This window comes from Anaplasma ovis str. Haibei (assembly GCF_002214625.1).
In the GTDB taxonomy this organism is placed as follows: Bacteria; Pseudomonadota; Alphaproteobacteria; order Rickettsiales; family Anaplasmataceae; genus Anaplasma; species Anaplasma ovis.
The window spans coordinates 35,333-54,965 of record NZ_CP015994.1; the positions used below are offsets into that span (position 1 = coordinate 35,333).

Below are 19,633 nucleotides of genomic sequence, written 5' to 3' on the forward strand. Positions count from 1 at the left end.
TAGGTAGTGCAGAGTGCGTTGGTGGTAATGCCAGACTTGGTGGTGCTGGAGGTTCCTGAGGTTAGTAGGTGGCAATGCCAGACTTAGTGCTGAGGTTAGTAGGTGGTGCAGGGCTCAACTGTGTCTATGGTGCATTACCACACTGTGTAGTTGTTATGTTACCTCAACACTAGTCTAGCCATGATGACATACCTACTGGGTGAGATTGGTGATACCAGTAAGTTTGAGTGTAGGGGTGGGTGGGCAGACCGGAACTAGCTAATTGAGGTATTAGAAGAGTGGAAGTGCCTTAGGACACAAAGTGGGTAGAAGGATGTAAGTAAGTATGTGGAGCGACCACACTGGGTAGGTAGGGTGATGACTAATGTTGACCAACTTTGACGGTGGCTAGGGATTTAGGTGACTAATCTCTCTCCTCACGTAATGGCCTTGGTGGGTGTAAGCTAGGGAATTGGTGTGATGACTGATCCAAATATCCTCATCTCCCAACTCTACTTGCATCACCCAAACACCTATCTTCCTATCTCTAAATCTTCAGCCCACAGTTGCAGGTACCACCTGTAACCAGAACACCACAAGATTAGTGCAGTGTTTGGCTATGATGCAACACTGCTCTCTGTTGCAGGTGAAACCATTAGTACGTCAGGGATGGTGGTCATTGGTAGCGTACAGACTCTTTCATCTACATCCAAGTTATTTATATCCCTAGCCCATGCTCTAATTTTCTCAGCAGCGATTAGTTCTCGTACAGCGTTAACTCTCTTACTTGAATCTATACCGTTTAAATAATCAGTCCAACCCCTATTCTTAGTAGTCTCCATAGCATTAGCCAATGCAGCCTTGAGTGTAGTAGCAACTCCACGTTTCTCAGCTATCTCTGTAAGTTCCTCTAGTGCCTTGATCTTGGCTAGTTCTCTGTCCAGTCTTGCTATCTCCTTACCCTTCAGCTCTGCCTGGCCCTGAAGTGGTTGTGCTTCGCGCTTACCAACCAATTCCTTCATCTCCTTTATCAGCTCCTTCTTCTTATGCTCCATCGTCAGCTTTTGTGCTTCCAATTGTGCTATAGTGCCTTTAACCTCAGCTAATGTTCTCAGCTGCTCTTCTGGTATTAGCTCATCTAACTGTCTTAGCTCCCTTAGCACACTTATCTCTTCTAGCATACTTGCTGCTTTCCTTATAGATTGCGGATTAGTCTCTGGACGCATAGATTGCTTATTCCGCGCTCTAAGTTCCTTTATCTCCTCCAGCTTTTGTGCTGCTAGCCGTACTAGCCTACCATTTAGTTTCCCCATTCTCTCTGTGAGCTGAAGTCCCTCTTGAATCTCTAATCCTCCAGCTTTCTGCTTCTCAGCTAATGCCTTGACTTCCTTAACCTCAGCTAATGTTCTCAACTGCTCTTCTAGTCCTAATGCCTTCAGTTCCCTTATCGCTGCTAGTTCTTCTACTGTTCCTCCTAGTTTCTTCACCTCCTCTAGTTTTCCAAGCTTCTTGAACAGCCAGGTCTTTTCCAGTTCTGCTGGCTTTATCTCCTCTATCTTCTCAAACGCACCTCCAAGTTTCCCTACTTTTGTCACAACTGCACTCTTCGCCTCTTTCAACTCCTCCAGCTTCTTCACCTCTAGCGCTCCCATTATATCTGTACCCAGCACTTTAAGCTTCTGTACCAGCTCTGGCTCTTTTCCTTCCTTCTCTAGCTTTTCCCACTCCTTGAACTCTGCACTTAATACTCCCAATTCTGCCAGTTCCCTCCTAAGTTCCCTTATCGCTGCTAGTTCTTCTAGTTTTGTCTTGAGCTCTCCCAGCTCTTCCAATGTCTCCAACTTATGCACCGCATCTAACTTTCCCTTGATTGCTCTCTCCAGCCCTCCTAGGTCTTTCACCTCCTCCAGCTCCTCTGGCTTCTCCTTCAACTTCTCCAGCTCCTCCTTGAGCTTCTTCACCTCCAGCTTCTTCTTCTCCTCCAGCTTTATCATCTCCAGTGTCTTGCCTTCAACTCCGAATTTGTGTAACAGCCACTTAGTCAGATGTTCTCCCAGCCCTGCGCCTTTTAACTTCTTCTCGGACTCTATCTCCTTCAACTCCTTCAGCTTTTTCTCCTCTAGCTTCCCTAGCTCTCCTACTACACCCTTGCCTAGCGCTTCTAGCTTCTCTATCTCCTTCTTGAGTGCCTCCAGCTTACTCAACCTCTCCTTCATCCCCTGGAGTTCTTCAGTCTCTATGGCTTCTAGTCTCTCTAACCACTTGAGTTCTCCAAGTTCTGCTAACTTACTTACTTGCTTTGCTAGTTCATGTTGTAACTTCTCTAACTCTTCTGGTCTGCTCAACTCTTGTATAACTAGTCCATCATCAACTCCTGCCATCTCTCCAGCAAGTAATGTATCTCCATCAGGGATCTGTCTACTAAACATTGCCCTTACAGGACTTGCTATACCTTCACTATCTACTACTTCCCTCTTGAGTCTATGCACATCACTCATGGACATCCTACCCAGAGCACTGGATAGTAATTGACCCCTCGCTGTATCTAGTGCAAGTTCCTTACCTAGGAGAAATGCTGTATCATCTCCTCCCTTGATGACAAACCTCTCATGTCCTATTCCTACTTCTATCCGTGCTCTGCCGGTTCTGTACCCCAGGCTGCCTCCGAAGGCTAGGGTACTTAATGCGTGAGGTAAGAAGTCTAATGAGGATACAGCTTCAGTATTCTTATTAGGAAAGGAGTTAGCATATGATACAGCAAGAGGTCAGGTAGACCGTCTTGCTAATGCTTTAGGTAAGATGACCAAGAGTGAAGCTGAGAAGTGGGGTACTGCAGTAGAGGGTGCTACTGGTGGTGATGATGTAAGCCAGAAAGTGTGTGGTACCGCTGGCAGCAACACCAACAACTGTGGTCAGAACACCGGCACCAATGGCAAGCTCAGTACTGCATTCACTGAAGATACTACAACATTGCTCTCTGCTGCAGATACCACCATCAATACGGCAGGGATGGCGATCCCTGTGTAGTGCGGGCTGGGGAATGTGAGACTAATGTTGATTGTGCCAGCCTTGGTGCCGAGTAGAGTTGGGAGATGGGTGCTGGTAGAAGTTCGGAGATGAGGTTCCTGAGGTTAGTATGTAGTGCATTGGAATTCTGGGCCTCTCCACTTCACGCCGTTTTTGATGCTGTGGCTCTAATACAGAAGTAGGGATATCATGAAGGGAACGTAGAATATCCCCACTAGAGTGCTAATCAGAAGCATAATTGCTGCAACATCTGGCTTGTAATTTGTTGTGTAAGCCAGTATCACCCCAGTGCTCGATATTGGTATAATTGCCAGAAGGATGAGTGCCTGATACACCTGACTGTCATACAGACATGGCCCCTTGCGGTCTAGAAAAATCAACAGTAGTGCAAGGAGCGGCCAGGCAACATATTTGATCAATACTGTGAGCGCCATAAGCTTCCAGTTTATGGCAAAGTCTTTTATATTTGCTACGGATATGCCCAGCAGCATTGTACCGAGTACCATGTATGTGCTTGCAAGGTCTGTGGGTACGCGCAGCAGGAACTCTGGTACACGCATTTCGAAATGATTACAAAGCAAGGCTGCAACTGCTGCGTGGAATGTTGGCAAAGTGATAAGTTGTCTGAAACACTGCCGTGGCGTATACAACCCACGAGTTGCTATGTAAAAACCAAAGCTGTTTTCAAAGAACAGCATACCTACGTAGCACAAAAGGTATATTGAAACCGTGCTCTCGTCGAACAGGGCTATTGCTATTGGCAAGCCAAAGAACCCCATGCTGGAACTTCCGGAAGTGAAAGCCAGCATATTTCTTATATGGTCTCTGAATACCAGTGACGACACGTTGTACACTATCAACGACATTGTGCAGCAGATGACAAACGTGATTACTGGCAGAAGTACAAGTTCTGGTGTGATGTTGATCTTAAGTATGCCAAAGAACACTACGATAGGTCCAACGCAGTAAAACAGAAGTTTTCCTATCGTGGCGCAATCAAGCTTAACTACCCGACCAGCAACGAATCCAAGTAGGATCGTTACGTACGCGGGTAGCACTTTAAGCATTAGGGCAAAGAACATACTAACACTCAAACTACAGGTCCGGTAGGGACCACGCGTGCAGGTACTTTAACATAAGTCAGCACCCCCTAACAACAGATTAGTGCCCTAATGAGGCGAATGAAAGGGCCTACAGTTCCCTGTCCCTCAAAAAATTTTCAGAATAAGATTTAGGTTTTTTCCTAGTAGCTTGGTCTGGTAACACTACGTATAAAATACCGCGGGCCTTCGCGTAGGATATAGCACCTTCCTTATTCGGAAAGCGCAGCCTCACCTGCTGTGCCGTATCCCTAGAGCCCACCCATCCCATGAGAGAATCTCTGTATAGTGAACATGAAGGCTCAAACTCTATGCACCAGAAGCTTCTCCCATAAGCGCCAGATTGCATAACATTCCTAGCAGGCCTATATATTCTTGCTACAGGTACGCGCGAACCGCCAGGCACTTGCAAGCACCGATGAAAAAGCTAAGATTAGCAGCAGTGTAACAGGTATTCAGCAAATGTCTATTAATAGCGGGGGAAAGTTTGAGGAGGCAGTACGGGAGCTGGAGCGCATTGTGGAGGAACTTGAGCGTGGTGACGTATCCCTCGATAGAAGCGTTGAATTGTACAACCGGGGTAGGGAGTTACACAAGTACTGTAATGAAGTTATCAAGGGGTTGACGCTTAAGATCGAATCTTTGGGCGAAGAAGATCTTGAGTAGTGGTAGCTCAATAGCCTATGTATTCCAAGTGCGCATTTGCCAGTACCTGATACACACCTCTCGCATGGGAGCAATGGTGTGGGTGTCTGACGGTTGGTTCAGTAAAGGTTGGGGCGGAGCTCTACACCCAACCCGAGTTTGTATGGTTGTTGCACCTGATGGGTGTGTGGGTTTCGATGCGCACCGCACGTGCACGTGGCACCCCTTTCCGTATATGTGGTTTGGTCATACCGAGGTGCAAAAGACCCGCAAGATGTAGAACAGGTGTCTAAGGTGTTTTAGGGTTGTATGTAAAGTCTCAACCTTGGGCTGCGGCGTTACGATAAGAATAATGCACAATTAAAATACATTTTGGTGACGTTGCTTAAGTGAAAATGCGGGCTAAGCGACCCCGCAACGGGCGGTAAGCTTTGGCTAGCCCCGCCGGTCCAGGCACGCTGCATGAAACCCTACAGATACGCGCAACCCCAATGGCAGCAGCCGCAACCAAGGATTGACGCGTTGAACTTACTGTGAGCTACCCGAGCCCGGCCCTCCGCCGAGCGCAAAATACAGTACGGCCCGCATGAGGGTGCTATCCCTACTGCGCAGCACCCCCAACAGCGCTATCTATTGCGCCTATGATCTGCTGCAGATTTGCACCAACGACCCTAGACAGCTCTTTCCCATCGGAGAAAATTACCAAAGTGGGCACTGCGCTTACCCCATACGTAACGGGAGTGTCCTGGTTGTCCTGAACGTTAAGCTTGTAGATCTTGAGCCTGCCCTCGTATTTCTGAGCCAGCTTTTCCAGTTGAGGAGTAAGGGCCACGCAAGGCCCGCACCAGGGAGCCCAAAAGTCCACGAGTACCAAGCCGCTTCCGGTGCAGACCCTCTTGGCAAAATCAGAATCACCCACTTCAGCAATGTCAGACATAAACACCCCCAACGGGAAACCTATCCACGCCCCCTCCTGGATGCAGAAGCTGCGCGGTACATCTTCTCATTAAACACGCAGGCAGTACTGGAGCCATACCGCAACGTAAAAGCCGGGGATACACGCTCCACTACCACATAGTCACCCACGATCCTAAAGTTCACGAGAGACTCATACCCTTCAGCATCAACGTTGAAGATAGATGGCAGATCCCCGTTAACGTTGGAAAACTGCATATAGGTGAACCTACGATCATCAAACACCCTGAGAGGGACGATATTCGCAGAACCTGCAGCGTGGGACACGGAATAGTCGAAGTTCAAGCCTTTTTTGGCAACTTCGGGATCACTTAAGTCAGGCACGTCATTCTGGTATGTGGGAAAAGACACCCCACCACCCAAGTCAGACGACGACTCCGCATCAACACTGCTTGCAGCGGGATATACGAATCTGACCTCGTACGCCAACCTGGGATCATCCAAACCGCTGGCCTCCTCAGCATGCAACTCAAAGTAATACACACGCCTGTTCGTAATGATAGTGACGTTGGTATCTGCGTTGTCTCCCACGGGCTTTATGAACAACCTGTTCCCTTTCGGTACTAACTGCCACCCGGTTGAGTCTCCCATAGAAACTGTATCTATAACCTCGCCAGCCTCAAACAGTATGCTAGACTGGTACCCATAAAACCCCGTGTACCTGTGTATGGACTGAGGGTTAAAGTTCATAACCTTTATGTGGTCATCAGCGGCTATAGAGCGCGGCTCCTGCTTACCAAAAGCGGTGGAGCTACACAACAGCGCTACAGCACAAACCATGCAAGCCTTTCTCATAAGCTACGGTATAAACAAACACCTGCCCTAAGTCTAGCACTAATGTGTCAATCTGCAACCAATCAATAGGAAAATTGTGGTTATTTGCCGTGTGCGTTATTGTACAGTCAACCCCGTGGGTGTTATGCTAATCAACAATCCTCCCAAGCCAGTAGCCACCCGCCTGCGCCAGGTAACGGCTCTGTATGATCACCCAACTTATGGATTTACCCATGGGCGGTGTGTTTCTCTACTTGTACACATCAGTATACAGCTCATCCACATCGGGCTCAGGACTGTTCTGTGCAAACTCCACGGCCTCATTAACCGTCTCGCGGACCTGCTTCTCGAAGCCTTCAAGGACGCTTTCAGGCGCAATTTTGTGCTCCAGTATATACCCCTTCAATCGGCATAACGGGTCTTTACTATCTCGCACCTCATCAACTTCTTGCCTCGTTCTGTACTTTGCCGGGTCTGACATTGAATGTCCTCTAAAGCGGTAAGTTTTCATCTCCAGCAAAATAGGGCCGTTGCCATTCCTACAAAGTTTTGCCGCATCATCCGCCGCTCCGACTACAGCAAAAACGTCCATGCCATCCACCTGGCGGCCCGGCACGCCGCACCCCTCTCCACGCTTGCACAGCTCAACAACAGATGAAGACCTCGGAACCGAGGTGCCCATAGCATACTCGTTATTCTCTACCACATACACTACTGGGAGCTTCCACAACGATGCCATATTGAAAGACTCATAAACCTGTCCCTGATTCATCGCACCGTCTCCTAGACAGGTGAAAACCACCCCCTTGCTTTTCTTGTACTGCTCAGCAAAGGCAATGCCCGTCCCTATAGGTACTTGCGCGCCCACAATTCCGTGTCCGCCGAAAAAATTCTTTGCTGTATTGAACATATGCATAGAACCGCCTTTGCCCTTGGAACACCCGGTCCTTTTTCCCATAAGTTCCGCCAGTATAGTTTTTGCGCTTTCTCCTGAGGTGAGCATGAAGCCATGTTCTCTGTAGCTGGTGACTATGGAATCTTTGCTGCTTAGCACATTTTGTAAACCTATCGCTATTGCCTCTTGCCCTATATACAGGTGGCAAAACCCCCGTATGAGGCCCATACCGTACAGCTGGCCCACTTTCTCTTCGAACCTACGCATGAGTAGCATATCATGGTAAGACTTGACCACCTGCTCGTCGGAAATGGCTGAACAACGCCTGCTCTTATTCACAAATCTACCTAACACACCCCAACAGGGTTCGTTACTACCTCGTAAAGCGGCGGCGTTCAAGGTATTTATAGTGCTGCTGGCACCACTACGCAGTGTCCAGTGTTGGTCAGTCTTCCCTAATGAATTGCTTCACGTCCCTTATCCGGCCTTCCACCAGAAGGGAGGGTGGATGTCCCACACCCGGGTATTCTATGTGGCTAATATTGCGTTTTGACCCCAGCATTTTCCGCAAAGTTTCCGATGTTAAATAGGCTGAATGCTCGCCCTTCAGCACCAAAATCTTGCCACATTGCATCTTATTCCACGCGTCCCAGATATCCCAATCGCTGGTCTGCTGGATGTCATGAGCAAGCTGGGCGCCAATGCCCGGGTCTAAGGTTAACACGTAGCCGCCGCCCTTCTCCATAATTCTGTGCTGCACCAGGTGATCCCAATGCTCCTCTTTCTCAGTGCCGGAGTGGCACAGCGCGGCCTTGAGGTACTGTTTTGCTTGCTCCTGATCTTCAAACGTAGGTAGCTCCGTCATCACCTTGACGAGCGCACGCAGCGGCTTTGCCGGAGTGTACGGCCCTATATCGTTTATGATCAGTTTCTCTATTGCCAGCACATTGTGGAAATGCGCTGCCAGAAACATCGCAATAATCCCTCCCATCGAGATGCCCAGATAGTTGCATTTCTTGATTTTCAAGTGTTTTGCAAGATGCAGTATGTCTGCGCAGTAGGTGCTATAGTTATAGAGGGAGTAGTCCTTGAGCCATGAGCTCCTACCGCGCCCTACGACATCTACAGACACCACTGGAAAATCAGGCACCGCGCGACCTAGGTAATCGAAACAAGCTGAATTTCCAGCCATGCCGTGTACACATATTAGCGGCGTTTTCTCCCCCAGAACTTCTGGATTGTACACCTTATAGTACATGTAGTGATCCTCCTTAGACGGAATGAGGACCCTATCCTCCAGCACGGCAACCACTGCTAACACCCCATTGGTACGGAACCATTGAAGTGTACCAACATTGTGGTACATTGCCAAGCGCTAAATCATGCATAGCTTGCCGGCAGCCGCAGTTGTGCAAGGCGCTATGACGGCATGCCCACAGTGGTATACAGATATGTTCAGAACTGAGTGAGGAAAGTTGAAGTAATTTGTTGACACTGGTCGCGTTCTTGATTAAGAATGGTAGCTCTATGGAGCGCCGGCCCTTGTGGTCTGTTGCTCGATGGTTGACAAGTTAGTGGAAAGATCAATGGTAGGGGTTGTTCTCGTTTTGAGGACGATCTCGATTCGATTAGCTGATAAAGTATAGATAGTGTAGTCTTGATACTGCACGTATCGCTATGAATGAATAAACAAGAAAGAGCACTTGATGGATGCCTTGGCGCTAAGAGGTGATGAAGGACGTGGTAGGCTGCGATAAGCTGCGGGGAATTGTCAACAAGTTTTGATCCGCAGATGTCCGAATGGGGAAACCCGGCCAATTCGTTGGCCATTGCATGCTGAATACATAGGTATGCAAGACGAACCCGGTGAACTGAAATATCTAAGTAGCCGGAGGAAAGGAAATCAAATGAGACTCCGTTAGTAGTGACGAGCGAACGCGGACCAGGTCTGTGGTCTGTAATTAGAAACTGGAATGCCTTGGAAAAGGCAACCGTAGGGGGTGATAGTCCCGTACAGGTAAGAAGGTTGCAGATCCTTGAGTAGGGCGGGGCACGTGGAACCCTGTCTGAATTTAGGGGGACCATCCTCTAAACCTAAGTACTCCTTAGCGACCGATAGTGAACAAGTACCGTGAGGGAAAGGTGAAAAGAACCCCGGTGAGGGGAGTGAAATAGAACCTGAAATCGGGTGCTTACAATCAGTTGGAGCTTGTGCAGGTTTTGCAGCTTGCTGTAATTTCTGCATGGGTGACAGCGTACCTTTTGCATAATGGGTCAGCGAGTTAATCTGTTGAGCGAGCTTAAGCCGTTAGGTGTAGGCGTAGCGAAAGCGAGTCTGAATAGGGCGTTTTAGTTTAACGGATTAGACCCGAAACCAAGTGATCTAGCCATGGCCAGGTTGAAGGTGTAGTAAAGTACATTGGAGGACCGAACCTGTTACTGTTGCAATAGTATTGGATGAGCTGTGGCTAGGGGTGAAAGGCCAATCAAACTTGGAAATAGCTGGTTCTCCGCGAAATCTATTTAGGTAGAGCGTTGTACTATAAGTTGCCGGGGGTAGAGCACTGAATGGACTAGGGAGACTCATCCTCTTACCAAATCCAATCAAACTCCGAATACCGGTCAACTGTTCTACAGCAGACACACTGCGGGTGCTAAGTCCGTGGTGGAAAGGGAAAGAGCCCAGATCGCCGTCTAAGGTCCCAAAGTTATGGCTAAGTGTGGAAGGAGGTGAGAAGACCAATACAGCTAGTAGGTTGGCTTAGAAGCAGCCATCCTTTAAAGAAAGCGTAACAGCTCACTTGTCTAGATTTAAGTCTTCTTGCGCCGAAGATGTAACGGGGCTAAAGCCATACACCGAAGACGCGAGTGCCCGGCTTGCCGGGTGCGGTAGCGGAGCGTTTCGTAGGCCTGTGAAGGTGGCCCGTGAGGGCTGCTGGAGGTATCGAAAGTGAGAATGCTGACATGAGTAGCGTAAAGGAGTGTGAAAACCACTCCCGCCGAAAACCTAAGGTTTCCTGTGTTAAGTCAATCTGCGCAGGGTTAGTCGGACCCTAAGGCGAGGCCGTAAAGGAGTAGTCGATGGGAATCAGGTTAATATTCCTGAACCTTTTAAGCGTGACGGATCTCGTGCAGTGCGTGTCTTATTGGATTGACGCGTGCTTTAAAGAGGTTCCAGGAAATAGCGCTTAAGTTAATAAGTCCGTACCGCAAACCGACACTGGTAGGTAGGTAGAGTATACTAAGGCGATTGAGAGAACGATGCTGAAGGAACTCGGCAAATTGCACCTGTAACTTAGGGAGAAGGGTGACCTGTGGGTGGGCAACCATCTGCGGGTGGCACAGAGCAGGGGGTAGCGACTGTTTACTAAAAACACAGGGCTCTGCAAACACGTAAGTGGAAGTATAGGGCCTGACGCCTGCCCGGTGCTGGAAGGTTAATATGAGGGGTGAGAGCTCCGAGTTGAAGCCCCAGTAAACGGCGGCCGTAAAACTGACGGTCCTAAGGTAGCGAAATTCCTTGTCGGGTAAGTTCCGACCCGCACGAATGGCGTAACGATTTCCCCGCTGTCTCCAGCATCGACTCAGCGAAATTGAATTCCCCGTGCTGATGCGGGGTACCCGCGGTTAGACGAAGAGACCCCGTGCACCTTTACTATAGCTTTACATTGGTGTTAGGGATGCGATGTGCAGGATAGGTGGGAGACTTTGAAGCCCGGGCGCCAGCCTGGGTGGAGTCGTCCTTGAGATACCACCCTTTGTGTTCTTGGCATCTAACTACGCTCCATTTTTCTGGAGCTAGGACATTGTATGGTGGGTAGTTTGACTGGGGCGGTCGCCTCCTAAAGAGTAACGGAGGCGTGCGATGGTAGGCTAGGGCTGGTCGGAAATCAGCTTTTATAGTACAATGGCAAAAGCCTGCCTGACTGCGAGGCCGACGGGCCGAGCAGAGACGAAAGTCGGTCATAGTGATCCGGTGATTCCGTATGGAAGGGTCATCGCTCAACGGATAAAAGGTACGCCGGGGATAACAGGCTTATGGTGCCCAAGAGTTCATATCGACGGCACCGTTTGGCACCTCGATGTCGACTCATCACATCCTGGGGCTGGAGCAGGTCCCAAGGGTTCGGCTGTTCGCCGATTAAAGTGATACGTGAGTTGGGTTTAGAACGTCGTGAGACAGTTCGGTTTCTATCTTCCGTGGGCGTTGGAAATTTGAGAGGATCTGACTCTAGTACGAGAGGACCGAGTTGGACATACCTCTGGTGTACCAGTTGTCGTGCCAACGGCATAGCTGGGTAGCTACGTATGGACGGGATAATTGCTGAAAGCATCTAAGCGAGAAACCCCCCTCAAGATTAGATTTCCCCATTAGGGCCGTGAGAGACTATCACGTTGATAGGCCGGGTGTGTAAGTGCGGTAACGTATTTAGCTGACCGGTACTAATAGCCCGATTGGTTTATTTATTTATCGATATGTGCAGTACGAGATTGCACTATCTTTACTTTATCTGTATCTTTCCACTAGCTTGGTTGTATGGCCGTTTGGCTGGTGGTTATGGCGGGAGTGGAACACCCGGTAACATCCCGAACCCGGAAGTTAAGCCTCCCAGCGCCTGTGGTACTTTGTCTTAAGACACGGGAGAGAGGGTCGCTGCCAGCCTTTGGTCGCCTTTCACTGCAGCGAGCTCTCGCTGCTGTCCTTTTTGTTGTAGCCGGTTCTTAGTTTGCAGTAGGTGCCCAGGCTGGGTGTGTGGTCAGGTTTTGCTGGGGTTTTCTCCGCCTTTTGATATGTCCTGCGCGGGATTATTTGTTCTGCAAGCCAGTTGTCCTCATTTATACCGTTGGCCCTTTGCCGCTGGGTGCATAACCAGGTTTGTAGAGGCTTCGCACCAGCGATTTGCCCAGGCACGTTGTAGTGCAGAGATGGCTTGTGTAACCTGATAATCGTAAAAGGTAATAGGGTAGGGCAATTTAATCATGCCCCAAATTCTTGTTAAGAACAAAAGGCCATACCAGGGGTGGTGTTACAATACTGATGGCTGGTGACCGGGGCCTAGTCCTTGTGGGATTGATAATACGGGTGATAATTTGGAGTTTCACGAGTAATTGCCACGCCGTGCACGTGGCTTTCTTGCAGCCCGGCGGCGGTGATTACGGTAAACTTGCAGTTTGCTTTCATGGACTCTATATCCTTGTTTCCAGTGTATCCCATGGATGACCTAAGCCCCCCCACAAGTTGGTATATGACCTCAGATGCTGCACCCTTAAAAGGTACGCGGCCCTCAACACCTTCTGGTATGAATTTTCCCCCACCTTCCTGGAAATACCTGCTGCTACTGCCACTTTTCATTGCTACAACAGACCCCATGCCCCTGTAGCATTTATACGCCCGGCCGTTGTATATCATGGTGTCTCCCGGACTTTCGTCTGTGCCGGCAAAAATGGAACCTATCATTACCACATCAGCTCCTGCTGCGATGGATTTTGCTATGTCACCAGAATATTTTATGCCCCCATCCGCTATCACCCTGACTCCCGTGCCCTTGCACGCTTCCGCAACATTTTTGATGGCAGAAAATTGTGGTACTCCAACTCCGGTGACGATTCTTGTTGTGCATATAGACCCGGGGCCCATTCCAACTTTGACTGCATCAACTCCTGCCTCAATCAGGGCAAGCGCTCCGGCTGCTGTTGCCACGTTTCCACCCACAATTTGCGCATCGGGATATAAAGTTTTGATTTCTTTTATTGTTTGGATCACCCTTGCAGAGTGACCGTGTGCTGTGTCTACCACTATTACGTCGGCTTCTGCCTGTATGAGGGCCTCAGCGCGCTCAACACCCTCTTTGTTACCTGTGCCAACGGCCGCGGCCACCCTTAACCTTGCCTTTTTGTCTTTGCAGGAATTTGGGAAACGATTAAATCGCTCGATATCTTTTACGGTAATTAGACCGATACAGCAGCCGTGCTCGTCAGTCACAATTAGCCTTTCTATTTTGTGTTTGTGTAGAAGCCTAGTTGCCTCAGACTGACTGATACCATCGCGTACAGTGACTAAATTGGTGCTCGTCATTATGTCGCTGACTTTGCAATTCTTGTTCTCAACAAAGCGGACATCCCTGTTTGTTAGTATTCCCACGAGCTTATTCTGCTGTGTGGTAACCACGGGTATTCCAGAGTAACTATGCCTCTTCATGACGGACAAAGCCGTACTCAGCGTGGCGTCAGGGGGAACTGTAACCGGATTACTAACTATCCAGCTTTCGTGCTTTTTGACCTTTTGTACCTCAGCAACCTGACGCTCTATGGATAAATTTTTGTGAATGCACCCCATTCCCCCATGCTGTGCCACAGATATGGCAAGCCTGGACTCCGTCACCGTGTCCATTGCAGCTGACATTATAGGGATGCGAAGCTGTACGCTGTCTGTAACATAAGTTGTGACGTCCGTATCAGCTGGGAGCACATTGGAGTCTGCTGGAATTATCAGAACATCATCAAAAGAATAGGAAACTTCCACAAGCGTCTCAGCCAACCCTCATCGCTGATTATAAAATTTTTAGCACAGACACGCAACAGTGTCACTCATATGCTAGGCAAGAAACTGTTCTGCTATGGTTCTCTCTTCCAGCCCATGTTCTGGGTCAAACATAAGCACAATCTTTGTGCTACTGTCTTGCTTTATCTTTATGCTGCTTATGTTGCGGAACTCTGTATAGTCTGCCACCGCGCTGACACAACGGGTTTCAGGGGCCAGTACCTCAACCTCCACTAGTGAATCGTTCGGTAACAACGCTCCGCGCCACCTACGAGGCCTGAAAGAATTGATTGCAGTTAGACACACTATGTTAGAGTTGAAAGGCAGTATAGGCCCGCCTGCGGAGAAGTTATAAGCCGTGCTACCTGCAGGACTGGACACTATGACGCCGTCAGATACCAGCTCTCCCATAGCCACTTTCCCATTGATTTTGATCCTAAGCTTGGCTGCCTGATGTGTGCCGCGAAACAGCGAAACTTCATTGACCGCTATTGCACTGTGCGTGCAACCATACACATCCTTTGCCTCCATGCGCAGCAGGGGCAGCTCAGTTGCAACCGCATTTTCTAGCTTGTGCGGAAGGCTGCCATCTACACAGTGATTTAGTAAGAACCCAACACTACCATGCTTCACCCCGTACACCGGCACGCTCCTACCGGGACCAACTACATAGTTATGCAGGCTGTGCAACATGAACCCGTCACCCCCAACGACCACGAGCAAATCTACCGCAGAATCTGGAGCGTCAGCCAGGCTTACCACACCGTAAAAACTATGCAAACAACTAACCCGATCCCTCTCCGCAGGACCGGCTGCTACGTAACCAACGGTTTGGTACTTACATCCGGATCTGACAGGCAAGACAGCGCTCTGCACGCTCACAAATCGCCAAACTTGCTTAAGAACCTAGCAGCCCGACTGTTCTTCTTGCTGCTCATCCTAAGCCCCGGGTTCCAAGCTGGGTGATTGAACCTGTCACTCTCAAGGTGTACCTTGACCATTTCGTCAGGTTTCCCATACGTGGAAAGCATTTCACGCTGCTCACCATTTGTAAAAATAACCGTGATGGGGTGAACCTCAGGATGTATACCCTTCTTCATAACCACGGACCTCCTAACAAAACTGGAACAAAGGCGAACATAGCTACGGATGGTAACAGGGAAGAGGGTGAATGTCAATTGTATGAGTTATAGGCGCAGCTGCAGGCACTCACACGTGACTGGTTTGTAAAACAATGCTTGCAGCTCAGCGGTTGTGCCCGTTGGGGCAATTGTCGCAGCAGCCGTGACCGCACATATGTGTTGCTGAAACAAGTACCATGAGCTGCACCAAATTGAGCAAGGCAACGTCATCACTGACTTATAGTCTGCAAAAATAGCCTTGACTACCACAGTCACGTGAGCAACAATTGCCCGTGTACCATGGGGAGTCCTGAGGGTGCTGTGTCTGTTGTGTTTATGTTTCCCGGTCAGGGTTCACAGTTTGTTGGAATGGGCAGAGAGGTTTACGATAGCTCGCCTGCGGCACGTCGCGTGTTTCATGAGGTAGACGAAACGCTGGGTAGGCACCTCTCCCGGATAATTTTCCAAGGGCCTGAGGAGGCTCTCACTTCGACCTGTAATGCGCAGCTCGCGTTGATGACCGTGTCGGTTGCGTTGGTTCGCGCGCTAGAAGAAAATCTAGGTGGCCCCATTAAAGATGCTGTGAAGTACGTTTTGGGGCACTCCGTTGGCGAGCACACAGCTTTGCACGTCTCTGGGGTAATTGGGCTGCCCGACATCGCCAAGTTGCTAGACATTAGGGGGAAGGCAATGCATAGGGCTTCTTCCCTGTGTTGTGGGGGCATGGCAGCTCTGATAGGGGGTAGCCTGGGTGAGGTTGAAGCCATAGCGGCACGCGCATCTGAATATGGCATATGCGAAGTTGCAAATGATAACTGCACTGGTCAAGTGGTAGTCAGCGGTGCCGAGAGTGCCCTTCAGCAATTGCCGAAGCTCATTGAAGGTACCGGGGTCAAGAAGGTGATAAAACTGCGTGTTAGCGGGCCATTTCACTCTTCTTTCATGCGGTTAGCCTGTAGCGAGATTAGTGACTTTATCGATCAGCTAGAGATGAACCGACCGGCAGTCGAGATGGTTTTCAACGTATCTGCCTCTACGCACTCCGACTGCGGTGAAATAAGAGACCTAATGGTGCGGCAGGTTGTCAGCAGAGTTAGGTGGAGAGAGAGCATAGAGTACCTAGTTGGGTGTGGGTGTTCAGAGTTTATAGAAGTGGGGCCTGGCCAAGTGCTTGTGGGGCTGCTGAGGCGAATAGATAATTCCGTACGGGGGCTTAGCGTTGACTCCATGGAATCCATACGCACAAATTGCTCTGGTGTCCTAAGATCGGAGAAATTGGCCGCTAGTAATTCCGGGTAGTATGCTTGTAACTTTTGAGGGAATAGATGGATGTGGGAAGACCACGCAGGCTGCCCTTCTTGCGAAATACTTGTCGGATTTGTATGGCGAACACAGGGTGGTGCTCACTCGGGAACCTGGGGGCACCCCGTTCAATGAACTCGTAAGAGAGACCTTGTTGGGGCTTACTGATTATAAGCTGGACGGAATAACAGAACTAATGCTTTTCATGGCGATGCGCAGGGAAAGCTTTGTTAGGGTAGTGTCGCCGGGCTTGCTTGCAGACAAAATAGTGATAAGTGACAGATTCACAGACTCCACAGTGGCCTATCAGGGCTATGGATGCGGGGTGAACCTTACGCTAGTCAGCACGCTAAACTCTCTGGTGGCTAATGTTGTGCCTGACATTACATTTGTCATGGACGTTAGTACAGAGCTTGCTCTTGCGAGGACCAGCCTTAATGGATGCGAAAGCCGCAGCCCGGAGTTTTACGACAGAGTTAGAGAGGGGTTTAAAGCCATAGTCGCCGATAACCCACATAGGTGCCACATGATAGACTGTACAGAGGATTCTGCAGAGGACGTGTATTCAACGCACGACAAGATTGTTGCACTGTTTAATGAAATGGCCAGGAATAAGCTCGAGGTAGCGAAATAGCCACCTCACAGTTGTGGTGGGAGAATATTTGCTGTACTCTGCCGGTTTTCTTGTTACCATTTAGTCTAGAGTTACGTTAGTGCGGGGGGTTGCGCTGTGTGGTCGATAGAGAGGGGATTCTTCGCTTGGTTTTCTGTAGCGGTGTTTTTCGCGCTCCAGTACGTACTACGCGTTATACCCAACACCCTTTCCGGGGAAATTATGGAGCGTTTTGGCGTAGGGGCAATTGCCTTTGGGCAGTTTTCTGCGCTCTACTACGCGGGATATACGATAGCGCACATTCCGTTAGGGGTGCTAATCGACAAATATGGGCCCAAAAAGGTGGTACCGGCCTGCATGGCCTTGACCTTCCTCGGTGCGACACCTATGCTGTTTGATTCATGGAAACTTGTGCAGATTGGTAGAGTATTGACCGGCATAGGTTCGGTTGCTGCTGCCGTGTCTATTTTCAAAGTTTCGAAGATGTACTTTGCTGGTACAAAAGTTGCCAGAATGGTTTCTATCGCGGTGGTAATAGGGCTTCTTGGTGCAATGTATGGCGGCATGCCTATGCTGTCGTTGGTAGAGGATTTTGGCTGGAGTAGGGTATTTCTGACGTTCATAGTGGGAGGGTGTGCCTTGGCGGCACTTGCATATTTTCTGTTTGATGGTGCGGGTGCTACTGGAAGTGTTGGCGTGTATGAGCAGGTAAGGAGTGTAATATCCAACAAGCGACTGGTTATAATAAACCTTCTTGGGGGGTGCATGATGGGCCCATTGGGGGGCTTTGCTGACGGCTGGGCAACCCCGGTTTTGTCGGAGGTGTGCGGAGTCAGTTATAGGGCCTCAACGACTTTGCCATCTGCGGTTTTCGTTGGAGGCTGTATAGGCTCGCTGACGATTGGCTACATGCTTGAGAAATCTTGTAACGGATGGAATATAAAAATCTGCTGTGGTCTACTTACCATTGCTGCGTTCGCAGCCATGTTGACCGGAAATTGCAGCAACGGGGTAAGCGCATTTATTTTACTTTTGACTATAGGCATCTGCTCTGCGTACCAAATAGTAACAACGTTTAAGTCCATAGAATATGTAGGTAGCAACTCTGTGGCCATGGCTGCGGCGGTTTCAAACATGGTCATGATGTTTTTCGCGTACTTCTTCCACACGGTGATCTCGCTGGTGATCAATGCGTACTGGGACGGCGAAGTCGTCTCCGGCCAGGCCGTGTACGGCAGTGGGGCTCTGGTTAAAGCTATGCTGGTTATCCCTATAGGTGTTTTGATCGGTACTGTTGGGACCTTCATTATGAAACGCTACAGCGAGGCCCGCGGAGACTGAGTGCCGCCGGAAACGTCCACCGACCGAAAAGCTCCTGCTACGCGCTAGTGGAGGTCAAATACCACCGCCTGCCCGCAGTGGTGATGTCTCTTTCGAATTTCCAGGTGTCCTCTATAACATTCACCTTTGAGGTGCTGCCATGCACAACCTGCCCCTCTGCATCCCGGACGACGTTTATTTGTTCAGTGATAAACTGCACGGTTATGGCAGCAGAGCTTTCCCTCAGCTCTGCACCGGTCACTTTCTGTGATACTATGGAAACCACAACGTCTTCATGGGTGTGCCCAGCGCTCCGGCGCCGCTCCATTTCTCTGACGAACGAGTCGTACATGTCTTTGCTAAGCAGAGACGACAAAAACTCAGCATTGCCCTGATTGAGCGCCTTCACTATTGACTCAAAAGCTGCTGCCGACCCCTCGATGAAGTGCTTGACAGAAAAACCTTTGTTGCGTTCTTTTATGGCCTCAAACACACTCGAAATCTGTTCAACAGATGCACAGTCTGCCACCACGGAACTTACGGGAATGTCTTGAGGGTTGACCGAGCCATCGGAAGCTGCCTGGTCGCCACCAGTCTGCTCGGGATAGATGGCACTTGGCTGAAAATTGACGCTAGATGCCTTGCCTAGGGAACCGTACAAACGGAAGAAAATAAAGGCCGCGACGAATGCGTATATAGCCAGCTCAACCATGCCCCATCCAAATTTTTCACAAAGGCTATGTACAAAAGTACTTAACCATATTATAGTTTGCCCAGTGTTAATCAACAATTAATTGCGGTATTTCCGTCTAGGAGTGTCCAGTATGCGTCCGAAACTCAAGGTAAGGGGACAGTACATTAAGGATTTATCCTTTGAAAATCCCAACTCACCCAAGGTTTTTCTGATGATTAGCAAATCTCCTCCGGAGATTAACATATCGGTTAATGTATCCTCGGCTTCCCTGCCCGTGAAACCTGCTGAGGGTGAGCAGACTGCTACTGATCTCTATGAGGTCACTTTGCAGGTGAATATAGAATCTGTTGTGGAAAAGGTGCCTGCGTTTCTGTGTGAGCTCAAATATTGTGGAGTCTTCTCTCTTGAAGAAAAAGCTGAGGAAAAGGCGATGAAAGAGGCTCTGCTCATTACTGCTCCGGGCATTTTGTTCCCCTTTGTTAGGGAGGTTATCGCTAAGATGACTGCCAGCGCCGGGTTTCCTCCGCTGATGTTGGATGTTATAGATTTTGAGGCCATGTACGCCAGCCAGCTTGGTGGGGATGACAGTAAGAGTAAACAAACAAGCAAAAGTGGGGGTGCAGCCTGAGTTTTTGTGGTCGTGTGTT

At 49.4% G+C, this 19,633-nt stretch carries 17 protein-coding genes and 2 rRNA genes; 8 read left to right on the forward strand and 11 right to left on the reverse strand.

Annotated elements, in window-relative coordinates:
- Positions 1 to 596: 596 nt before the first annotated feature.
- Entirely contained in the window at positions 597 to 2,483 is a 1,887-nt protein-coding gene (locus tag AOV_RS05355) for a hypothetical protein (protein WP_199463066.1), read from the reverse strand.
- Between the two features lie 295 nt (positions 2,484 to 2,778).
- Here AOV_RS05355 and AOV_RS00150 point away from each other — a divergent pair, with 295 nt between their 5' ends.
- Entirely contained in the window at positions 2,779 to 3,006 is a 228-nt protein-coding gene (locus AOV_RS00150; RefSeq protein WP_075139419.1) for a hypothetical protein, read from the forward strand.
- Between the two features lie 167 nt (positions 3,007 to 3,173).
- Here the strand turns inward: AOV_RS00150 and AOV_RS00155 are convergent, their stop codons facing one another.
- On the reverse strand, positions 3,174 to 4,088 hold the full coding sequence (locus AOV_RS00155; protein WP_075138647.1) for an AEC family transporter: 915 nt from the start codon (positions 4,086 to 4,088) through the stop codon (positions 3,174 to 3,176).
- A gap of 109 nt (positions 4,089 to 4,197) precedes the next feature.
- The gene (locus tag AOV_RS00160) at positions 4,198 to 4,518 is read right to left on the reverse strand and encodes an ETC complex I subunit (RefSeq protein ID WP_075138648.1); all 321 of its coding nucleotides are present in this window, start codon (positions 4,516 to 4,518) and stop codon (positions 4,198 to 4,200) included.
- 50 nt (positions 4,519 to 4,568) lie between these two features.
- Here AOV_RS00160 and xseB point away from each other — a divergent pair, with 50 nt between their 5' ends.
- Positions 4,569 to 4,772, forward strand: coding sequence for an exodeoxyribonuclease VII small subunit (xseB, locus tag AOV_RS00165; protein ID WP_075138649.1), 204 nt, complete (start codon positions 4,569 to 4,571; stop codon positions 4,770 to 4,772).
- Positions 4,773 to 5,352: 580 nt separating this feature from the next.
- On the opposite strand, the gene trxA is transcribed toward xseB, so the two are convergent.
- The 4 genes from trxA to AOV_RS00185 form a co-directional block, all read right to left on the reverse strand.
- The gene (gene trxA / locus AOV_RS00170; protein WP_075138651.1) at positions 5,353 to 5,688 is read right to left on the reverse strand and encodes a thioredoxin; all 336 of its coding nucleotides are present in this window, start codon (positions 5,686 to 5,688) and stop codon (positions 5,353 to 5,355) included.
- Between the two features lie 20 nt (positions 5,689 to 5,708).
- On the reverse strand, positions 5,709 to 6,521 hold the full coding sequence (gene virB9 / locus AOV_RS00175) for a P-type conjugative transfer protein VirB9 (protein WP_075138652.1): 813 nt from the start codon (positions 6,519 to 6,521) through the stop codon (positions 5,709 to 5,711).
- A gap of 229 nt (positions 6,522 to 6,750) precedes the next feature.
- Entirely contained in the window at positions 6,751 to 7,734 is a 984-nt protein-coding gene (gene pdhA, locus AOV_RS00180; protein WP_267896381.1) for a pyruvate dehydrogenase (acetyl-transferring) E1 component subunit alpha, read from the reverse strand.
- A 106-nt stretch (positions 7,735 to 7,840) separates the two neighbouring features.
- A complete protein-coding gene (locus AOV_RS00185) occupies positions 7,841 to 8,707 on the reverse strand; it encodes an alpha/beta fold hydrolase (protein WP_233497169.1) in 867 nt (288 codons plus the stop codon).
- Positions 8,708 to 9,078: 371 nt separating this feature from the next.
- Here AOV_RS00185 and AOV_RS00190 point away from each other — a divergent pair.
- Positions 9,079 to 11,863 (forward strand): 23S ribosomal RNA (locus AOV_RS00190).
- 80 nt (positions 11,864 to 11,943) lie between these two features.
- Positions 11,944 to 12,058 (forward strand): 5S ribosomal RNA (gene rrf / locus AOV_RS00195).
- A 393-nt stretch (positions 12,059 to 12,451) separates the two neighbouring features.
- On the opposite strand, the gene guaB is transcribed toward rrf, so the two are convergent.
- The 3 genes from guaB to rpmE all read right to left on the reverse strand — a co-directional run bounded on the left by guaB (position 12,452) and on the right by rpmE (position 15,036).
- Positions 12,452 to 13,918 (reverse strand): IMP dehydrogenase, encoded by a 1,467-nt coding sequence (gene guaB, locus AOV_RS00205; protein WP_199463067.1) that lies wholly within the window; start codon positions 13,916 to 13,918, stop codon positions 12,452 to 12,454.
- A gap of 72 nt (positions 13,919 to 13,990) precedes the next feature.
- Positions 13,991 to 14,818: an NAD kinase gene (locus AOV_RS00210; protein ID WP_075138657.1), complete on the reverse strand. Its 828-nt coding sequence runs from the start codon at positions 14,816 to 14,818 to the stop codon at positions 13,991 to 13,993.
- Entirely contained in the window at positions 14,815 to 15,036 is a 222-nt protein-coding gene (gene rpmE, locus AOV_RS00215) for a 50S ribosomal protein L31 (protein ID WP_012881047.1), read from the reverse strand. Before rpmE ends, AOV_RS00210 begins: the two co-directional genes overlap by 4 nt.
- A gap of 342 nt (positions 15,037 to 15,378) precedes the next feature.
- Between rpmE and fabD the strand changes: the two genes are divergently transcribed.
- The 3 genes from fabD (at position 15,379) to AOV_RS00235 (ending at position 18,313) form a co-directional block, all read left to right on the forward strand.
- Complete coding sequence (gene fabD, locus AOV_RS00225; RefSeq protein ID WP_117374503.1) at positions 15,379 to 16,356, forward strand: ACP S-malonyltransferase; 978 nt, start codon at positions 15,379 to 15,381, stop codon at positions 16,354 to 16,356.
- 1 nt (position 16,357) lies between these two features.
- Complete coding sequence (tmk, locus tag AOV_RS00230) at positions 16,358 to 16,993, forward strand: dTMP kinase (RefSeq protein WP_075138659.1); 636 nt, start codon at positions 16,358 to 16,360, stop codon at positions 16,991 to 16,993.
- Positions 16,994 to 17,089: 96 nt separating this feature from the next.
- Positions 17,090 to 18,313, forward strand: coding sequence for an MFS transporter (locus tag AOV_RS00235; protein ID WP_117374368.1), 1,224 nt, complete (start codon positions 17,090 to 17,092; stop codon positions 18,311 to 18,313).
- A 37-nt stretch (positions 18,314 to 18,350) separates the two neighbouring features.
- Here AOV_RS00235 and AOV_RS00240 read toward each other — a convergent pair whose 3' ends face one another.
- Positions 18,351 to 19,004, reverse strand: a complete 654-nt coding sequence (locus AOV_RS00240) for a Tim44/TimA family putative adaptor protein (RefSeq protein WP_075138660.1) — start codon at positions 19,002 to 19,004, stop codon at positions 18,351 to 18,353.
- A gap of 112 nt (positions 19,005 to 19,116) precedes the next feature.
- On the opposite strand from AOV_RS00240, the gene secB reads away from it, so the two are divergent.
- Positions 19,117 to 19,614, forward strand: coding sequence for a protein-export chaperone SecB (secB, locus tag AOV_RS00245; protein ID WP_075138661.1), 498 nt, complete (start codon positions 19,117 to 19,119; stop codon positions 19,612 to 19,614).
- The last annotated feature ends 19 nt before the right edge of the window (positions 19,615 to 19,633 follow it).